Source organism: Streptomyces sp. SCPE 10 (genome assembly GCF_051980735.1).
GTDB classification, from domain to species: domain Bacteria; phylum Actinomycetota; class Actinomycetes; order Streptomycetales; family Streptomycetaceae; genus Streptomyces; species Streptomyces misionensis.
Genome location: NZ_CP197069.1, coordinates 962,911 through 981,101, shown reverse-complemented (window position 1 = coordinate 981,101; position 18,191 = coordinate 962,911). Strand labels below are relative to the sequence as shown.

Annotated in this window: 15 protein-coding genes; 7 read left to right on the top strand and 8 right to left on the bottom strand. The window is 74.3% G+C overall.

Annotated elements, in window-relative coordinates:
• Positions 1 to 23: 23 nt before the first annotated feature.
• Positions 24 to 920 carry a DeoR/GlpR family DNA-binding transcription regulator gene (locus ACSP97_RS04540; RefSeq protein WP_382012607.1) on the bottom strand — a complete coding sequence of 299 codons (897 nt, stop codon included), beginning with the start codon at positions 918 to 920 and terminating at the stop codon, positions 24 to 26.
• A 275-nt stretch (positions 921 to 1,195) separates the two neighbouring features.
• Between ACSP97_RS04540 and ACSP97_RS04535 the strand changes: the two genes are divergently transcribed.
• The gene (locus ACSP97_RS04535) at positions 1,196 to 3,682 is read left to right on the top strand and encodes a hypothetical protein (RefSeq protein ID WP_440556396.1); all 2,487 of its coding nucleotides are present in this window, start codon (positions 1,196 to 1,198) and stop codon (positions 3,680 to 3,682) included.
• Here the strand turns inward: ACSP97_RS04535 and ACSP97_RS04530 are convergent.
• The 4 genes from ACSP97_RS04530 to ACSP97_RS04515 all read right to left on the bottom strand — a co-directional run bounded on the left by ACSP97_RS04530 (position 3,652) and on the right by ACSP97_RS04515 (position 8,403).
• Positions 3,652 to 6,090 carry a right-handed parallel beta-helix repeat-containing protein gene (locus ACSP97_RS04530; RefSeq protein WP_388290394.1) on the bottom strand — a complete coding sequence of 813 codons (2,439 nt, stop codon included), beginning with the start codon at positions 6,088 to 6,090 and terminating at the stop codon, positions 3,652 to 3,654. The genes ACSP97_RS04535 and ACSP97_RS04530 overlap by 31 nt on opposite strands.
• 221 nt (positions 6,091 to 6,311) lie before the next feature.
• Positions 6,312 to 6,917, bottom strand: coding sequence for an Rv1733c family protein (locus ACSP97_RS04525; RefSeq protein WP_440556394.1), 606 nt, complete (start codon positions 6,915 to 6,917; stop codon positions 6,312 to 6,314).
• A gap of 163 nt (positions 6,918 to 7,080) precedes the next feature.
• Positions 7,081 to 7,920 (bottom strand): MOSC domain-containing protein, encoded by an 840-nt coding sequence (locus ACSP97_RS04520; protein WP_355527079.1) that lies wholly within the window; start codon positions 7,918 to 7,920, stop codon positions 7,081 to 7,083.
• A gap of 42 nt (positions 7,921 to 7,962) precedes the next feature.
• A complete protein-coding gene (locus ACSP97_RS04515; protein ID WP_355149045.1) occupies positions 7,963 to 8,403 on the bottom strand; it encodes a DUF6643 family protein in 441 nt (146 codons plus the stop codon).
• Positions 8,404 to 8,708: 305 nt separating this feature from the next.
• On the opposite strand from ACSP97_RS04515, the gene ACSP97_RS04510 reads away from it, so the two are divergent.
• The gene (locus ACSP97_RS04510) at positions 8,709 to 9,881 is read left to right on the top strand and encodes a TerD family protein (protein ID WP_388291010.1); all 1,173 of its coding nucleotides are present in this window, start codon (positions 8,709 to 8,711) and stop codon (positions 9,879 to 9,881) included.
• 7 nt (positions 9,882 to 9,888) lie between these two features.
• On the opposite strand, the gene ACSP97_RS04505 is transcribed toward ACSP97_RS04510, so the two are convergent.
• A complete protein-coding gene (locus ACSP97_RS04505; protein WP_358272676.1) occupies positions 9,889 to 11,064 on the bottom strand; it encodes a glycosyltransferase in 1,176 nt (391 codons plus the stop codon).
• 57 nt (positions 11,065 to 11,121) lie between these two features.
• Between ACSP97_RS04505 and ACSP97_RS04500 the strand changes: the two genes are divergently transcribed.
• From ACSP97_RS04500 to ACSP97_RS04480, 5 genes are all read left to right on the top strand, one after another.
• The gene (locus tag ACSP97_RS04500) at positions 11,122 to 11,916 is read left to right on the top strand and encodes a glutamate racemase (RefSeq protein WP_388312673.1); all 795 of its coding nucleotides are present in this window, start codon (positions 11,122 to 11,124) and stop codon (positions 11,914 to 11,916) included.
• 93 nt (positions 11,917 to 12,009) lie between these two features.
• On the top strand, positions 12,010 to 12,555 hold the full coding sequence (locus tag ACSP97_RS04495; RefSeq protein ID WP_355149039.1) for a hypothetical protein: 546 nt from the start codon (positions 12,010 to 12,012) through the stop codon (positions 12,553 to 12,555).
• 73 nt (positions 12,556 to 12,628) lie between these two features.
• Positions 12,629 to 14,245: an apolipoprotein N-acyltransferase gene (lnt, locus tag ACSP97_RS04490; protein WP_440556391.1), complete on the top strand. Its 1,617-nt coding sequence runs from the start codon at positions 12,629 to 12,631 to the stop codon at positions 14,243 to 14,245.
• A 10-nt stretch (positions 14,246 to 14,255) separates the two neighbouring features.
• Entirely contained in the window at positions 14,256 to 14,735 is a 480-nt protein-coding gene (locus ACSP97_RS04485; RefSeq protein WP_355149035.1) for an NUDIX hydrolase, read from the top strand.
• A gap of 41 nt (positions 14,736 to 14,776) precedes the next feature.
• The gene (locus ACSP97_RS04480; RefSeq protein ID WP_355149033.1) at positions 14,777 to 15,571 is read left to right on the top strand and encodes a 3-hydroxybutyrate dehydrogenase; all 795 of its coding nucleotides are present in this window, start codon (positions 14,777 to 14,779) and stop codon (positions 15,569 to 15,571) included.
• A 33-nt stretch (positions 15,572 to 15,604) separates the two neighbouring features.
• Here the strand turns inward: ACSP97_RS04480 and ACSP97_RS04475 are convergent, their stop codons facing one another.
• Positions 15,605 to 16,015 (bottom strand): pyridoxamine 5'-phosphate oxidase family protein, encoded by a 411-nt coding sequence (locus ACSP97_RS04475; protein WP_355149031.1) that lies wholly within the window; start codon positions 16,013 to 16,015, stop codon positions 15,605 to 15,607.
• A gap of 62 nt (positions 16,016 to 16,077) precedes the next feature.
• On the bottom strand, positions 16,078 to 18,033 hold the full coding sequence (locus tag ACSP97_RS04470; protein ID WP_388291007.1) for a PAS domain S-box protein: 1,956 nt from the start codon (positions 18,031 to 18,033) through the stop codon (positions 16,078 to 16,080).
• Positions 18,034 to 18,191: the final 158 nt, after the last annotated feature.

The following is an 18,191-nucleotide window of genomic DNA, read 5'->3' as shown; positions in this document are numbered from 1 at the left end:
GGGGGAGGGTAGTTGACGTCGGGTCAGTTGTCGTCGGTGTCGTCGGGATTCTCGGCGTCGTCGGCTTCGTCCTCCGGGCCCTCGTCGGCCACGCCCGCGTCCTCGGTGTCCTGCTCCCCGGCCACGATCAGCCGACGCAGACGCTCCGAGACCTCGGCGCGCGCCTCCTGCGGCAGGCCCGAGTCGGTCACCAGGGTGTCCACCTGCCCCAGTGTGGCGAACGAACTGAGGCCCACCGTGCCCCACTTGGTGTGGTCGGCGACGACCACCACCCGCCGCGCCGAGTGCACCAGACGGCGGTTGGTCTCGGCCTCCGCCAGGTTCGGCGTGGACAGCCCCGCCTCGACCGATATGCCGTGCACCCCGAGGAAGAGCAGATCGAAGTGGAGGGCGGCGATCGCCTGGTCGGCCACCGGCCCCACCAGCGAGTCCGAGGGGGTGCGCACCCCGCCGGTCAGCACCACCGTGGCCCCGCCCTGCCGCTGCCCCGACAGCCGCTGCGCCGCATGGAAGACGTCCGCGACCCGCACCGAGTTCGTCACCACGGTCAGCTCGGGCACCTCCAGCAGGTGCTGCGCGAGCGCGTAGGTCGTCGTACCGCCCGACAGGGCGATCGCGGTGCCGGGGCTGACCAGCCGGGCGGCGGCCCGCGCGATGTCCTCCTTGGCCGACAGCTCCAGACCCGACTTCGCCTCGAAGCCCGGCTCGTGGGTGCTCGCCTCGACCACCGGGACCGCGCCGCCGTGCACCTTCTCCAGCACGCCCTGCCGGGCCAGCGCGTCCAGGTCACGGCGTACGGTCATGTCCGACACGCCGAGCCTGCGGGTCAGCTCGTTGACCCGGGCACCACCGCGGCGCCGGACCTCGTCCAGGATCAGGGCGCGGCGCTGCTCCGCGAGCAGGTGGTGATTCTCGCTCACGTACGCTCCGGTCCTTTCGCCGCCAGCCGTTCGTCACACCCGGCGCACCCGTCCTCGACCAGTGCTTTCGTCGGTCCGAGGGATGCGCGGGCGTCCCATCTTTTCACGGGTGGGCGGCAGGTGCGCCACCGCCTGCCCGCCGCTCGCGGCGCGGCCGCTCGCACACGCCGTCGCACGGATCGGGGAGATTCGGTGACGAGGGGTGCGCGGCGCACCGTGACAGGACATCCTGGTCGGCGCGCGGACACAGGCGTTCACGGCATCGCGAGGGAACAGTGGAACGTGCTCACGAACGGCCCGTCGGCCGGGAACCGGTCACGGACGGACCCGGTCGCACGGCCGAGTCGGTGGCCGGACTGGAACTGCTGGTGCACGGGGTCGGCGGCACCACGCCGGAGAAGATGCTCGGCGACGCGCGCACCGTCCGGATCACCGGCGACGACACGGCCGCCGTCTTCCGGCGCGCCGAGGACGTGGCACCCGCCACCGGCCCGGACGGCGGGACACCGGCCCGCTCCCGCGGCGAACCGGTGCAGGAGGCGTACGTCTGGTGCAACCTCACCTCCGGTGACTCCGGGCGCGCGCTGTGGCTGCTGTTGCTGCCGTTCATGGTGGTCAACCTCGCCCACTGGATGCGGCCCGCCGCCCCGGACCGGCCGCGCACCGTGCGGCTCTACGGCCTCCTGGTGCGGCTGATCGCGTTCACCCTCACCCTGCTGCTGGTCGCCGCCGCCTGCGAGGTGGCCCTCGACCTCGCCGCCTGGCAGTGCGCCGGCGCCTCCGCCTGTGCCAGCCGCCACTTCTGGCTGGCCTTCCTCACCCCCGACACGGCCGAGGGGACGGGGGTGCGGCGGTGGGCCGAGCTGCTCGGCGCCTCGGGCGGCTGGTGGGCCCAGCCGGGACGGCGCCTCGCGCTCGCGGCGCTGGTGCCGGGCGCTCTGGTCGCCCTGCTCTGGTACCTCGCGCACCGCACCTGGAACGCGTACGAGTCCCACCGCCCCCTGGTCCAGGTCCCCGAATCGGCACCCGAACCGGGCGGCAGCGCCCTGGCCCGGCCCGGTTTCTGGTACGGGCGCCGGCTGGTCGCCCGGCTGCGCGCCGCGCACACCGCGGCCGGCCTGCTGACGGTCGCCGCCGCCCTCGTGACACCGGCGGCCCGCTTCGACCACCGGCCCGGCGGACCCGCGGCGCTGGACGCCCTGAGCTGGCTGCTGACCGCGCTGCTCCTCGCGGGGGCCCTCGCGGCGGTGGCGGTGGTGTGCCGCCGCGGCCGTGACGAGGACCAGCTCGACCAGCGGCTCGACCGGCACCTGGTACGCCTGCTGCCCCTCGCCACCCTGGTCCTGCTGGCGCTCGCCGTCCTCTACACCGGCTGGTCCCGCCCCGGGTGGCGGTCGGCGGGACGGTTACCGGGCGACCCGGTGTTCGGCGCCCTGATGCTGGCGCAGGGGATGCTGGTGGTGGCCCTGGGGGTGGTGGCGCGCGGGCTGTACCGCCGGACGGCCGACGGCCGCCGCCACCTCGCCCCGCAAGACCGGCGCCGCCCCGACGCCGCACGCACCTGCATGCGCGGCCTGGGCGGTCCCGCGACCGCGCTGCTCGCCTGCGCGCTGGGCGGGGTGATGTCCGGCGGGGTCGCCCAGCGGGTGGCCGACTGGCTGGACGGCGACGGGGGCTCGCTCGCGGGGCCACCGGTCCTGCTGACCTGGCAGGCGTCGGTGATCCCCCCGGTCATCGTGGTGCTGCTGGCGCTCGCCGGACGGCTCCTCGCCGGCGCCGGGCGCACGGCCCGGGCCGAGCGGGCCCGGGTGAACCGGGAGTACGCCGGGGAGCCCGAGGACCCGGCGCGCACCCGGGCCATCGCCCACACCCGGGCCATGGCGGCCCTCACCGATCGCGCACCCCTCGTCCTCGGGGTGCTTTCCGTCACCACCCTGGTACTGGGCGGCGCCGCGCTGGCCGGCGCCCTGCTCACCGGGAAGACCCCGGACGGCGCGGCCCGCGGCACAGCCGACGCCGTGCGGATCGCCGCCGCCGTCTGCCAGGGGCTGGGCTCCTGGCTGGTCGGGCTCGGCTTCCTGCTGTTCGTCACCTGGGGCCGGCGCGCCTACAAGGACGCCGGGGCCCGGCGCACCGTCGGCATCCTGTGGGACGTCGGCACCTTCTGGCCGCGCGCCGCGCACCCCTTCGCCCCGCCGTGCTACGCCGAGCGCGCGGTGCCCGATCTGACGTGGCGGATGGCGACCTGGACCCGGGCCACCGGGGGCCGGCTGGTGCTGTCCGGTCACTCGCAGGGCACCGTGCTCGCCGCCGCGGCGGCCTGGCAACTGTCCCCGGCCACCCGTGGACGGATCGCGCTGCTGACGTACGGTTCGCCGCTGGAACGCCTGTACGGCCGCTGGTTCCCGGCCCACTTCGGGCCCGCGGCGCTCGCCGGCCTGCACCGCGACATCGCCTGCTGGAGCAATCTGTACCGCCGTACGGACCCCATCGGCGGGCCGGTACGGATCGCGGACGACGGCCGCCCGCCCGTGGACCACGAACCGCTGCGCGACCCCCTCGCCTACGGCCGCACGCCCGAGCACCCGCTGCCGGGCCCGATCCTCGGCCACTCCGACTACCAGGCCGACCCGGTCTTCGCGCGCGTCCGGGCCGACCTGCTGGCCCGGCTGTCCGCGGACCTGCCCGCCCCCCGCCCGGAACCGGGGGCACGGTCCGACGGCAATGGCCGTCAGGGCAGTTCCGGCAGGTCCTCGGGATAGAGCAGGGTCAGGTCGTCCGTGCTGGGGTCCGGCAACTGGGCCACCCGGCCCGCGTGGCGCTCGACCATCGCCTCGAAGGTCTGCCGGGCGGTGCGGCCGTTGCCGAAGGCGGGGCCCTTCGGCAGGTCCGCGAAGTACTTCAGCAGGGCCTCGGCCGTGTCGGGGCCCAGGCGGTACTCGTGTTCGTCGGCCTGCTGCTCCACGATCCGCAGTAGTTCCTCCGGGCCGTAGTCGCCGAAGGTGATGGTGCGGGAGAAACGGGAGGCCACACCGGGGTTGACGGACAGGAAGCGCTCCATCTCCGCCGTGTAGCCCGCGACGATCACCACCACCGCGTCCCGCTGGTCCTCCATCAGCTTCACCAGCGTGTCGATGGCCTCCTTGCCGAAGTCGCGCCCGGCGTCCTGCGGCGACAGCGCGTACGCCTCGTCGATGAACAGCACCCCGCCACGCGCCCGTTCGAAGGCCTCCTGGGTGCGGATCGCGGTCGAGCCGATGTGCTCGCCGACCAGGTCCACCCGGGACACCTCGACCAGGTGGCCGTTCTCCAGCACGCCGAGGGAGGCGAGGATCTCGCCGTAGAGCCGGGCGACGGTCGTCTTGCCGGTGCCGGGGGAGCCCGTGAAGACCAGGTGCCGCTTGACGGAGGCCGCCTTGAGGCCCGCCCGCTGCCGGCGCCGGCCCACCTCGATCATGTCGGTCAGTGCCCGCACCTCGCGCTTGACGCTCTCCAGGCCCACCAGCGCGTCGAGTTCGCCGAGCACGTCCTTGGACGTCCGCGAGGGTCGCTCCGGCTCCGGCACGGGGGCGGGTGCCTGCGGCTCCGTGCCGCGCTGCCCGGGGACCGAACCGAGCAGCCCGGCCGAGGACGGCACCGTCTGCACGGCGGTCTCCCGCGCCGCGGGGGGCCGCAGGCCGCCGCTCTCGTCGCTGGTGCAGTCCTCCACGACCGGACCCGACCCGGATCCGGCGTCCGGGCCGCCGTCCGCGAACTCGTAGCCGCCGCGCGCGCACCGCTCGGTGCGGCACCGGCGCAGGGTGGTGCGGCAGCCGTCGATCACATGGAAGCCGTAGCCGCCGCTGCCGCTGACCCGGCAGTTCAGGAAGCTGCCCCGGCCGCCCGCGGAGACGTAGAAACCGGCCTCGGCGGGGGAGTCGACGGTGCAGCGCTCGATGGTCGGATCGGCGCCCTTGGTGACGATCACACCGGTCTGGGTGCCGTCCACGGTGCAGTTGTTCAGGGTGCCGCCGCTGCCGTGGTCCCGGAACCAGGCGCCGGTCGCCGCCTCGCGGATCCGGCAGTCGTCCAGCTGCGCGGTCGCCCCGTCGCTCACCGACACCGCCGTGTTGCGCACCTGCGACAGATCGCTGTCCACCACGTCCGCGCGCGAGCCGCGGTCCAGCACGAACAGCGCGTCCGGCACGTCGTGCACCCGGCAGGAGTCGAGCACCGCGGTGGCGCCGTCGCTCACCCACACCGCCGGGTAGTCGCCGGTGCTGTCGAAGATCTCGCACTGGTTGGCGTCCACCCGGGTGCCCGGGTCCCACACCGACAGCCCGTTGCGGCCGAACCGGCGGACCGTGGTCCGGGTCAGCGTGAGCACCGAGCGCGAGCGCAGGTCGACCGCGTTCTCCGGGATGTCGTGGATGCGGCAGTCGGCCAGGGTGAGCACCGCGTCCGTGTCCAGCGTGACGCCGTCGGCGGTGGTGCGGTGCACATCGCAGTCGGTCAGGTGCGCGGTGGCCCGCTGGGTGACCTGCACCCCGGAGCCGCGCACCTCGTAGATCTCGCAACCGACCGCCTCCAGTGCGGAGTTCTCGCCGGTCACGGTGCAGCCGGTGCCCGAGGCGTGGTGCACCCGGCAGCGGTCCAGGCGCGGATGGCCGCCGCCGCGGACCGCGACGCCGGCCTGTCCGGCGGCGACGACCTCGCACTCCTCGAACACCCCGCTGCCGCCGTCGAGTACGGCGATGCCGATGCCGGCCGGGTTGTCCACGGTGCAGCGGCGCACGGTCGGCCGGGCCGCGCCGCGCACCTCGATCCCGGTGGCGGAGCGGGTGACGATCCGCATGTCCGTCAGCTCGGGTGTGCCCTCCTCGACCAGCAGCGCGGGCGCGGCCGAGTCCTGGCCCTCCACATGCAGGTCGTGCACCACCGCCGAGGCCCGCACGGTCAGCGGCACCCCGTCCACCGGCGCGATCCGCACCGAGCCGGGCGAGCCCTCGGGCCCGCGCAGGGTCACCGCGCGCTGCACGACGAGGTTCTCCCGGTAGGTGCCGGGGGCGATGGTGAGGACGTCGCCGTCGGCGGCGGCCTCCAGGGCGGCGGCGAGCGAAGCGTACTCACCCGTGCGGCGCCGCCACCGCGACGTACCGGTGTGCGTCACCTGGACCGTGCCCTGTGCCATGGCGTTGCTGTGCCCCCACCTCGTCGTACTGATGGCCGACGCCCCGTGGGGGCGGCGGTGTTGGGACCGCGAGCGCGCTCGGCCCGGAGGCCTGCCCGTTCGTGCTCCCGCGTCGCTGCGCGCCCCTGCGGTGTGCCCGCCCGCGGGTTGTCGCCGAAAGCGCTTCGGCCGGTCCACCGTAGCGTGTGCGCTCGGGGTGGTTGACCACAGCCGGCGGCCGGTCAGCTGCCGGTGCCCGCCTTGCCCCAGTCCGGGCCCACCCGGTCCCAGTCCTGGTCCCAGCGTGCGTAGCGGCGGCGGACCAGGTGCCAGACGGCGATGTGCCGGATGGTCTCGACCAGGGCCGCGGTCAGCAGTGCCGCGCCGAATCCGGCCAGGACGGCGTGTGTCGTCGCCGTGGCCGAGTCCAGCGGTCGGGTCGTTATTCGGCCGTGCCGGTCCGTCCAGAGTCCGAAGTGGTCCCCCGGGTGCGGGGACTTGAGCTCCGCGAGGGCCGCGCCATGGTGCGGTGTGCCGTCCGGCGCGGTCCAGTCGGCGACGACGCGGGTCCGGGGCTCGCGCGCGCCGGAGCTTTCCGGGTCGGTCTCCAGCGGGGAGTCGCGCACCTCGCGCACCACGGTGGCGGTGACGAGACGGCGGGCGTGGTGCTGCTGCCGCGCGGCCTGTTGCAGCGAGCCGTCGGCGGCGGCGCCGACCAGGGCGCCGGTCACCGGCGCCACCACGGCGATCAGCACCAGTGCCACGAGCGCCACCCAGGCCTCGGCCAGATCGGTCGCGCGGCACAGCGGATTGCGTCTCCAGCGCCACAGACCGGTGACTGCCCGCATCGTCCCCACCCCCATGTCCGCCGCGGCCGGTCGGGGCCGCGGCGTCTCATGCCTTTCTCATGTCACCTCAACGACGAGGAAGGGCCGCAGGGTTCCCGGATCGGCGAACCGGTTTCGGGTACCTCGCCGCACCGGACGGTCCCCGCGGATCGCCGGCCGCCGGCTACCGGTCCGTCCGCCGTTCGAGCACGCGCACCGGGTCGCCGGTGCGTATGGTGCCGCCGGAGACGGGCACGAGGTACTGGCCGAAGACCAGGCTGCCGCCGAACTTGCGGTGGCGGGCCAGCGTCCGCAGCGGCTCCCGGCCGCGCTCGGTGGTGTCCTGGTCGGTGGTGGTCACCACACAGCGGCCGCAGGTCCGCGCGACGCGGAAGACCACCTCGCCGACCGAGACGCGCGCCCAGTCGTCCTCGGCCCAGGCCTCGGTCCCGGCCACCACGACGCCGGGCCGGAAGCGGTTCATCGGCAGCGGCCCCTCATGGGCGTGACTCCCCTCGGCTATCAGGGAGTTGAGGGCGTCCAGGGAGGCCGTCGTGGTGACGAGCAGCGGGTAGCCGTCGGCGAACGCGACCGTCTCGCCCGGCAGCGCGTAGTCCGGGTCGACCGGGCGGCGGGTGGCCGGGTCGTCCAGGTGGACCAGGCGTACGTCCTGGTCGAGGTAGGCGCTGTTCCAGGCGTGCGCCTCGGGGGCGGCCGGCACCGCCTCGACCTTCGTCCCGAATATGCTCACCGGCACGGTGGCCACCGGCTCCGGCACCTCGACCGTCAGCGGCTCCCGCCCGGGCGCGGACAGACGCACACCGCCGCCGGCCAGTGGCTCGGCGGCGGCGAGTGCGAGGCGCGGCTGCTCCCGCTGGGTGACGACCTTCCCCTCGGCGTCGACCAGTGTCCAGCGCCGGTCTCCGGCCAGGCCCCAGGGCTCCACCACGGCGGACGCGGACGCGAGGCCCCGGAAAGCCTTGACCGGGTAGAGGTGGATCGACTGCACTTCGGCGATATCCATGTCGCCATCGTGCCAGGTGTCACCGACAGCGGGTGGTGCCTGTCAGTAACCGCGCTGCTGCGGGTGGTTGTACGGGTCCTGGTAGGGAGGCTGCACCGGCCGTGGCGCGGCCGGACGCATCGCCTCGTACCCGGTGCCCGGCGCCATCGGACGCTGCTGCGGGGCCTGCGGGCCGGGATAGCCGCGCGGGGCGCTCGCCTGCTGCGGGATGTACGCCGTGGGCGCCTGCTGCATGGGCATGTGAGCCTGCTGCTGCGGGTAGCCGTAGACCGGCGCCTGGGGCTGCGGGGAGGGCGCCGCCGGGAGGGCGGGCAGGGCCGACGGCAGAGCGGGCAGGCTGCCGCCGGTGTCGTAGGCGGCGGGGACCCGGATCGGGGCGATCTGCGGGGTTCCCCGCTCGGCCACCAGCGAGTCGTAGATGGGAGTGTCCCGGAAGGAGGCGGAGTAATAGCCGCCACCATAAGTGGAGCGGGGGGAGGTCATGGCACATAAGTTAAGCCCACGATGTGCTGGTTGGGGAGACCGATAAGAGGGTTGTTTTCCGTGTCGGCGGTGACCGGCGATCCTCATTTCGGAAGAACCAGCCGAAAAGGTGTAGTGATCAACGTATGGATCGTGTAAGAGCCGGATGTTTCAGCGGGGTTACCGGCGGTTGACCGGCGATCTTCCACTGTCTTTCCCCGCCCCGCGCCGAGGAGTTGAGCATGGCCGGGAACAGGCTGGGCAGGAAGGGATGATCCGGACGTCCGCGGACAGCGCGGGCCGCAGCCGAGGGGGTCCCCATGTCCATGCTGAAGGGATCGAACACACCGGTTCCGGCCACCGCGCTGCGCGTCGAACTGGGCCGGCGTCACGGACCCGGCGTACCCGGTGCCCGCGCCTCGGCGCTGCTGCTCGCCGCGGGAAAGGTGCGCTCCGCCGCCGACTTCGTCCAGCGCGACCGGCCCGCGCACCCCTCCGGCGCGGTGCGCCACGAGGGGGAGCGGACGCGGGGCCCGCTCGTCGTGGACACCCTGTCCGTCGACCTCCCGCGCGTCGAGGGCGCGATCGACCGGATCGTCTTCGCCGTGTCGGCCGACGGCGGCGCCTTCGGACAGGTCCCGGACCTGTACATCGAGGTGAGCGACCCCGCGACCGGCCGGGTCGCCGCCCGCTTCGACGACGTGGGCGCGAGCGTGGAGACCGCCCTGCTGCTCGGGGAGTTCTACCGCCGCCAGGGCGGCTGGAAGTTCCGCGCCGTCGGCCAGGGGTACGACAACGGACTCGACGGCCTGGCCGCGGCCTTCGGCGTCACCGCAGAGGAGCCCCCCACGGGCCGCCCCGCGCCCCCGGCCCGCCCCTCCAGGGTCACCCTCACCAAATCCGCGCCCTCCGTCTCGCTCGCCAAGCAGGGCGGCACCTCCGGCGTGATGCGGGTGAACCTCAACTGGCAGGCGCGGCAAGGCTTTCCGGGATGGGGAGCGCGCCGGGGCGGCGGGCCGGGCGGCCTCGATCTCGACCTGTGCGCCCTGTACGAACTCGCGGACGGCCGCAAGGGGGTCGTACAGGCGCTCGGCAACGCCTTCGGATCGTTGCACCGGCCGCCGTACATCCACCTCGACGGCGACGACCGCACCGGAGCCGTCGAGAGCGGCGAGAACCTCACCCTCAACCTCGACCACCGGCGCGAACTCCGGCGTGTCCTGGTCTTCGTCACCATCTACGAGGGCGCGACCTCCTTCGCCGGACTGCACGCCACCGTCACCCTCCGGCCGCAGCACGGCGCCCCCGTCGACTTCGCCCTGGACGAGTGCACCGTCCCGTCCACGGTGTGCGCCCTCGCCCTGCTCACCAACGACGGCGGCGACCTCGTCGTGCGGCGCGAGGCCCGCTACCTCGTGCCCGAGCGCGGGGTGAGCCCGCAGCGGACCGTGGACCGCGCCTACGGCTGGGGCATGAACTGGACGCCCGGCCGCAAGTGAGACCGGTTCAGCCCTCGTCCGGCACGGCACCGGGCCGGGTGTACGTACGGCCCTTCCAGGCGGCCCCGCGCCCCCGGTAGTGCTGCACCGCCGAGTCCACCGTCATCAGCAGGTACAGGAACGCGGTGTACGGCAGCAGCGGGGCGAGCCACAGGGGCTGCCGGTAGTAGCGCAGCATCGGCGCGTACGTGCCCGCCATCACCGCCCACGCCAGCGCGCCGGCGAGTGCCGTCGTCGCGCTGCCGGCCACCGCGCCCCAGACGACGGCCACCGGCGGCACCAGGTACACCAGCGCCAGACCGGCCACCGTGCCCAGCAACACCAGTGGGTTGTGCCGCAGTTGGGCATAGGCGCTGCGCGAGACCATCCGCCACAGGTCGTGCAGCCGCGGATAGGGCCGCACGCTGTCCACCCGGTCGGCGAGCCCCAGCCAGACCCGCCCGCCCGCACCCTTCACCGCGCGGGCGAGGGAGACGTCGTCGATGACCGCGTGCCGGATGGCGTCCGGGATCCGGGCCCGCTCCGCCATGGCGGTCCGCAGCAGCACACAGCCGCCCGCCGCGGCCGCCGTGCGCGAACCCGTACGGCCGATCCACCGGAAGGGATACAGCTGCGCGAAGAAGTACACGAACGCCGGCACCACCAGCCGCTCCCACCGGCTTTCCACCCGCAGCCGCGCCATCTGCGACACCACGTCGAAGCCGCCGGTGCCGGCCGCCGCCACCAGCTCGCGCAGGCTGTCCGGGGCGTGCGCGATGTCCGCGTCGGTCAGCAGCAGGTACTCGGGCTCGCGCGCCCGCGCCAGCGCGATGCCGTGCCGCACCGCCCACAGCTTGCCCGTCCAGCCCGCGGGGGGCTCGCCCGGCGACGTCACCGTGAGCGGCAGCCCGCCGTGCCGCCCGGACAGCTCGCGGGCCAGCTCCCCGGTGCCGTCCGTGCTGCCGTCGTCCACCAGGAAGACCTCCGCCCGCCCCGGATAGTCCTGCGCCAGCAGCGACGGCAGGCTCGCGGGCAGTACGCCGGCCTCGTCCCGGGCCGGTACGACCACGCAGACGGAGGGCCATGACGCGGGCTCCCGGCGCGACGGCAGCCTCACGTCCGTGCGCCAGAAGAAGCCCTGGCCCAGCAGCAGCCAGCACCAGGCGGCCAGCGAGACGACGGTGATCCACAGGAAGGCACTCACGGCCGCAGTCTGCCCCACCCGAGCCGTTCACATGAGCGGATCGTCTATCGTGGCCGGGTGAAGATCGCGCTCATGGACTCCGGAATCGGCTTGCTCGCGGCCACCGCCGCGGTACGGCGCCTGCGGCCCGACGCGGATCTCGTTCTCTCCCTGGACCCCGACGGCATGCCCTGGGGACCGCGCACCCCCGAGGACCTCACCCGGCGCGCGCTGGACGTCGCCGAGGCCGCCGCGGCCCGCCGTCCCGACGCGCTGATCGTCGGCTGCAACACGGCCAGCGTGCACGCCCTGCCCGCGCTGCGCGCCCGGCTGGAGCCCGGCATCCCGGTGATCGGCACCGTGCCGGCGATCAAGCCGGCCGCGGCCGGCGGCGGGCCCTTCGCGATCTGGGCGACCCCCGCCACCACCGGCAGCGCCTACCAGCGCGGACTCATCGAGGACTTCGCCGCCGGGGTGCCGGTGACCGAGGTGCCGTGCTGGGGACTCGCCGAAGCCGTCGAACACGCCGACGAGGCGGCGATCGAGGCGGCCGTGACCGCGGCGGCCGCGCTGACCCCCGACGACGTCACGACCGTCGTCCTGGGCTGCACCCACTACGAACTGGTGGCCGAACGCATTCGCGCCGCCGTCCAGCGCCCCGGCGCCGCCCCGCTGGTCCTGCACGGCTCCGCCGGCGCGGTGGCCGCCCAGGCGCTGCGCCGCCTCGGCGAACAGCCCGCCACCGGCGCCCCCGCCGACGGCGGCCTGACGGTGCTGCTCAGCGGCCGCGAGGGCGAGCTGCCGGCGGCCGCGCTGCACTACGCCGAGGGCCGGCTGCTGCCGGCGGTGGGACGGTACGCCGACCGCGGGTGAGCCGGCGCCCGGCCGCGAGGCGGACCGCCGCACGGCGCAGTCACCCTCCGGGACCCGGTACCCACGCGGCGAAACCTGAGTAACCTCATAACCATGAGGGACCAGCCCCACGCCGAGGACACCCCCACCCCCGACATCTGGACCGGACGCGCCACCAACCGTGTGCAGTGGCTGCTCGCACTGGTCGGAGCGGCCTGCCTGGCCCTGGGGATCAAGCTGGCCGTGGACTCCGCCTGGACGTCCTCCGTCCCGGCGCTCGCGATGTCCGTGGTGGGCTGCATCGCCGCCGGTCTGCTCGTCCTCTTCGGCACGCTCGCCTTCGTCCACGTGGACCTCAGGCTGGACCGCGAGTGCGTCGAGGTGCGCTGCGGCCACATCGGGCTGCCGCGCCGGCGCATCCCCCTCTCCCATGTCGCGGGCGCCGACTTCACCGCCGTGGTGACCCCGCGCCAGTGGGGCGGCTGGGGCTACCGGTGGCGTCCCGAGAAGGGCACCGCGGTCGTCGTGCGCCGGGGCGAGGGCATCGTGCTGAACCTGTGGGACGGGCACACCTTCACCATCACCGTGGACAACGCGGAGTCCGCCGTGCGGATCATCAGGGCCCGACTGCGCTCGATCACGCCGGGCACCGCGGCCTGACCACCCGGTGCGGGCGTCCGGCCCCCGGACCGCGGCTGTCAACGCCGAGGTCAGCCGCCGTACACTCACCCGGGTGACCGTCACCGCTGCTTCCGTGGACCAGCCGGACCGGCTCCGGCCGTCCTCCGCGCCCGGCGCCCTGCGACGCCGGCTGCCGGGTCTGGTCCCGGCCGTCGTCTCCGCGCTCTGCGGAGTGCTCCTCTACGCGAGCTTCCCGCCGCGTCCCCTGTGGTGGCTGGCCCTGCCCGCGTTCGCCGGGTTCGGATGGGTGCTGCGCGGCCGTGGCTGGAAGGCGGCCCTCGGCCTCGGCTACCTGTTCGGCCTCGGCTTTCTACTGCCCCTGCTGGTGTGGACCGGCGTGGAGGTCGGCCCCGGCCCCTGGCTGGCCCTGGTCGCCGTGGAGGCGGTCTTCGTCGCGCTGGTCGGCGTGGGCGTCGCCGCCGTCGCCGAGCTGCCCGCCTGGCCGGTGTGGGCGGCGGCGGTGTGGATCGCGGGCGAGGCCGTACGGGCGCGCGTGCCCTTCCGGGGCTTCCCCTGGGGCAAGGTCGCGTTCGGGCAGGCGGACGGCGTCTTCCTGCCGCTGGCCGCGGTCGGCGGCACGCCCGTGCTGGGCTTCGCGGTCGTCCTGTGCGGGTTCGGGCTCTGCGAGGTGGTCCGCCTCCTCGCGCACCGGCGCCGGTCCCGGACCGTGCGGCGGGCCACGGCCGCGGCGGCGCTGCTGAGCGTGGCCGTACCGGTGGCGGGCGCGGTCGCCGCGCGCACCCTGGTGAGCGACAAGGCCGAGGACGGCACCCGCACGGTCGCCGTGATCCAGGGGAACGTGCCGCGCTCCGGGCTGGAGTTCAGCGCCCAGCGCCGGGCGGTGCTCGACCACCACGTGCGCGAGACCCTCAAGCTCGCCGCCGACGTCAGGGCGGGCAAGGTCCCCAGGCCCGATTTCGTGCTGTGGCCGGAGAACTCCTCCGACATCGACCCCTACGCCAACCCGGACGCCGCCGCCGTCATCGACGAGGCGGTCGACGCCATCGGGGTGCCCATCTCCGTCGGCGCCGTCGTCGAGAAGAACGGCAGGCTGCTCAACGAGCAGATCCTCTGGGACCCCGCCAAGGGCCCGACGCGGACGTACGACAAGCGCCAGATCCAGCCGTTCGGCGAGTACCTGCCGCTGCGCGGGCTCGTCGGGTCCGTCAACAAGGACTGGACCGGCATGGTCCGCCAGGACTTCAGCCGGGGCTCGAAGCCCGGCGTGTTCGACATGGACGGCGCCAAGGTCGGCCTCGCCACCTGCTACGAGGCCGCCTTCGACTGGGCCGTGCGGGACACCGTGACGCACGGCGCCGAGATGATCTCCGTGCCCAGCAACAACGCGACCTTCGACCGCAGCGAGATGACCTACCAGCAGCTCGCCATGTCCCGCATCCGCGCCGTCGAGCACAGCCGCACCGTGACCGTGCCGGTGACCAGCGGGGTCAGCGCGGTCATCATGCCGGACGGGAAGATCACCCAGAAGACCGGCATGTTCGTGCCCGCCTACCTGGAGCAGAAGGTGCCGCTGCGCACCTCCACCACGCCCGCCACCGAGCTGGGCATCCTGCCGGAGATGGCGCTGGTGGTGGTCGCCGTGGGCGGGCTCGGCCTGGCCGCCGGCAACCGGCTGCGGGCGCGGCGCGCGGGCGGGGCGGCCGGTTAGGGTCGCTCCCATGGCTACTCCCGATTTCATCCGCACGCTGCGGGCCACGGCCGGCCGGCAGCTGCTCTGGCTGCCCGGGGTCACCGCGATCGTCTTCGACGACGAGGGCAGGGTGCTGCTCGGCCGGCGCTCCGACACCCGCAGATGGTCGGTGATCGGCGGCATCCCGGAGCCGGGTGAGCAGCCCGCGGACTGCGCCGTGCGCGAGGTCCACGAGGAGACGGCGGTGCACTGCGTGCCCGAACGCGTCGTCCTGGTGCAGGCGCTGCAGCCGGTCACCTACGACAACGGCGACGTCTGCCAGTACATGGACATCACCTTCCGCTGCAAGGCGGTGGGCGGCGAGGCCCGGGTCAACGACGACGAGTCGCTGGAGGTCGGCTGGTTCGCGGTGGACGCGCTGCCCGACCTGCACGACTTCGCGTTGTTCCGGATCAAGCAGGCCCTGACGGAGGAGCCCACCTGGTTCGCTCCGGCGACGCCCGGCTGAGTCGGCGCCGCCCGGCCCGCCGCTTCGCCTAGGGTCGGCTCATGACCACCAGCACCCAGCCCCCCGCCCTTGATCTCGTCGGCCGAACGGCCCTGGTCACCGGTGCCGCGAGCGGTATCGGCCGCGCCTGCGCGCTGCGCCTGGCCGCCGCGGGCGCCCAGGTCAGAGCCGTCGACCGGGACGAGGAGGGGCTGGCCCGGCTGGCCGAGGAGGCCGGGGGCGCCGCGGACCTCGCGGGCGACGTGCTCCCGCACGTCCTCGACCTGACCGACCTCGACGCCGCCGAGGCGGTCGCCGCCGGCACCGATGTGCTGGTCAACAACGCGGGACTGCAACTGGTGCGGCCCATCGAGGAGTTCCCGCCGGACGTCTTCCACACGGTGCTGACCGTGATGCTGGAGGCACCCTTCCGGCTCGTCCGCGGCGCCCTGCCGCACATGTACGCGCGGGGCTGGGGCCGGATCGTCAACGTCTCCTCGGTGCACGGCCTGCGCGCCTCGGCGTTCAAGTCCGCCTATGTGGCCGCCAAGCACGGTCTGGAGGGGCTGTCCAAGACGGCCGCGCTGGAGGGCGCCGCGCACGGCGTCACCTCCAACTGCGTGAACCCGGCCTACGTCCGCACGCCGCTGGTGGAGAAGCAGATCGCCGACCAGGCGCGGGCGCACGGCATCCCGCCGGAGCGTGTGCTGTCCGAGGTGCTGCTGAAGGACAGCGCGGTGCGCCGGCTGATCGAACCCGAGGAGGTCGCCGAGGCGGTGGCCTACCTGTGCGGCCCGCGGGCGTCCTTCGTCACCGGCACGTCCCTGGTCCTGGACGGCGGCTGGACGGCCCACTGACCGGGGGCGGCCCGCCGGCCGGGGCGGACGCGGTCACGCACCCCCGAGTTCCCGGCCGGTGACCACCTCGGACTCGATCCGGACGAGCACGTCGTCGCGCACCGGCATCCAGGAGTCCGGTCCGCCGGCGGGGCACGGCGCGCGGGCGTCCGCGTCGGCCAGCAGACGGGCGCGGCCGGTGACGACCACGCTCCAGCCGGAGCGGGTCGCGGCGTCGAACTCGTCCGCCTCGAAGGCGACCACGGCGCCGTCGATGGCGCGCACCAGCTCCGAGCCGGCCGAGGTGCGCAGCAGCACCGAGGAATCCGCGTCGAGGCAGAAGTTGACCGGGAGGACCGCGGGAAGCGCCTGCTTGGTGTACACGACCCGGCCGACCGGCACCCTGGCCAGCAGGCGCAGGCACATCTGCCGGTCGAGTGCGCGAAAGCCGTCGTTCTGGAGCACCGGTCCATCGTCCCCACGGGGACCGGGTACGGCATAGGGCCGGTCGGCCCTGGTCCGCCCGCTCACACCTTCAGGGTGAACCAGGTGGTCTTCCCCTCGTCCGTCGGGCGCACGCCCCAGCTGTCGGCGAGGGTGCGGACCAGGAACAGGCCCCGGCCGGACTCGTCGTCCCCGGTGGCGTGCCGGGGCCGGGGGAGCTGCGGGCTGCGGTCGCCGACCTCCACGGTCAGCTCCGTGGCGGTACGGCACAGCCGCAGGCCCACCGGGCCCTCGGCGTGCCGCACCGCGTTGGTGAGGATCTCCGACAGCAGCAGGAGCGCGTCGTCGGCCGGTTCGGCGCACTCCCAGGAGACCAGCGTCCGGCGCAGAAAGGCACGGCCCTCCGGGACGGCGGCGGCGGTCGCCGGCAGCTCCGTGGTGACGGCGGCCAGCGGCGCCGCCGGGAGCTGGGCGAACAGCAGGGTCACGTCGTCGTCGTGACCGTCGGCGTCCGGCAGCAGCTGGGCCAGCACATGGTCGGCGGCCGCCTCCAGGTTGGTGGAGCGCGGGAAGAAGGCGTCCAGCACGGCGGTGAGTTCACCGACCCGGGCCTCGATGTCGCTGCCCGGCGTCTCGATCAGCCCGTCCGTGTACAGCACGAGCGTGGCGCCGGGGGCGATGTGCGAGCACGACTGCTCGTACAGCACCCCGCCGACCCCGAGCGGGGCGTTGACCGGCGCGGGCAGCGCGCGCACGCCCTCCCAGGGGCCGACGACGAGGGTCGGCAGGTGCCCGGCCGAACAGACCGTGACGGTGCCGTCGTCCGGCGCGACGACCAGGTAGCAGCAGGTGACCAGCTGGTCCGGCACGTCCAGGTCGGCGACCACCGAGTCCAGGGACTGCATCAGCTGGCGCGGCTGCATGCCCGTCTTGGCCAGCGCGTGCGCCGCCGAGCGTAACTGGCCCATCACGGCGGCGGCTTCGAGGCCGCGGCCCATCACATCGCCGATGAGGACACCGACCCGCCCGGCGCCCAGCGGTATCAGGTCGAACCAGTCGCCGCCGACACCGGCGCCCTGGGTGGCCGGCCGGTAGCGGCTCGCGGTGTCCAGGCCCGGCAGCGCGGGCGGCGTGCCCATCAGGCTGCGCTGCAGGGTCAGGGCGATGTGCCGCTGCTGCTCCAGCAGGGCCGTCAGCTCCGCCTCCACCTGCTTGCGGTCGCTGATGTCGCGGACGATGGCGCACGCCCCGACGACCGTGCCGCCGGCGTCCCGGGTCGGCCACAGCGTGACGTCGACGTCCAGCAGCGAGCCGTCCTTGGTGACCCGCAGCGTCTCGAAGTGCTCGACCTTCTCGCCCTTGCGCAGCCGTTCGAGCAACGCCCAGATGTCGTCCTGGAGTTCGGCGGGCGCGAGCATGGAGACATGGCGGCCCACGGCCTCCTCGGCGCAGTAGCCGTACAGCCGGGCGGCCGCGGCGTTCCAGTACGTGATCTCCCCGTCCAGGGTCTTGGCGAGGATGGCGTCCTGGGAGGACTCCACCAGGGCGGCGAGTTCGTTGATCCGGGCCTCGGCCGCCTTGCGGTCGCTGACGTCGCGCACGGCGGCGGAGACCAGCAGGCCGTCCGCCGTCTCCAGCGGGCTCAGGCTGATCTCCACGGGGAACTCGCTGCCGTCCTTGCGCAGTCCGTGCAGTTCGAGGCCCGCGCCCATGGGCCGCACCTGCCGGTTGGCGGCGTAGCCGGCGCGGTGCCGGGTGTGGTGCTCGCGGAAGCGGTGCGGTACCAGCAACTCCACCGGGCGGCCCAGCAGTTCCTCGCGGCGGTAGCCGAACAGGGCCTCGGTCTGGGCGTTGACCAGCCGGATCGTCCCGGTGTCGTCCACGATCACCATGGCGTCGGGTGCCGCCTCCAGCAGCCCGCGGAACCGCTCCTCGGCCGTCGACGGGCCGCCCCGCGGCGGCCGGGCGCCGCAGCCGCACGGCCGGGGGGCCGCCGCGGGGCCCGCCGCACAGGCCCGCTCGTCCACGCAAGCATTCATGTCCATCCCGCCAAGTCGCTCGTGCCGCTGTGGACATCCCAGCGCAATCGGCCCACCACCGTCGTGCGTTGTCGCGTCCTGGCCGGAACACGCGGTGGCGGCGGACGAACCCGTGCAGGACCGGTCGCCGGTCGAGCACAAGCGGTCGCGACCGTCAT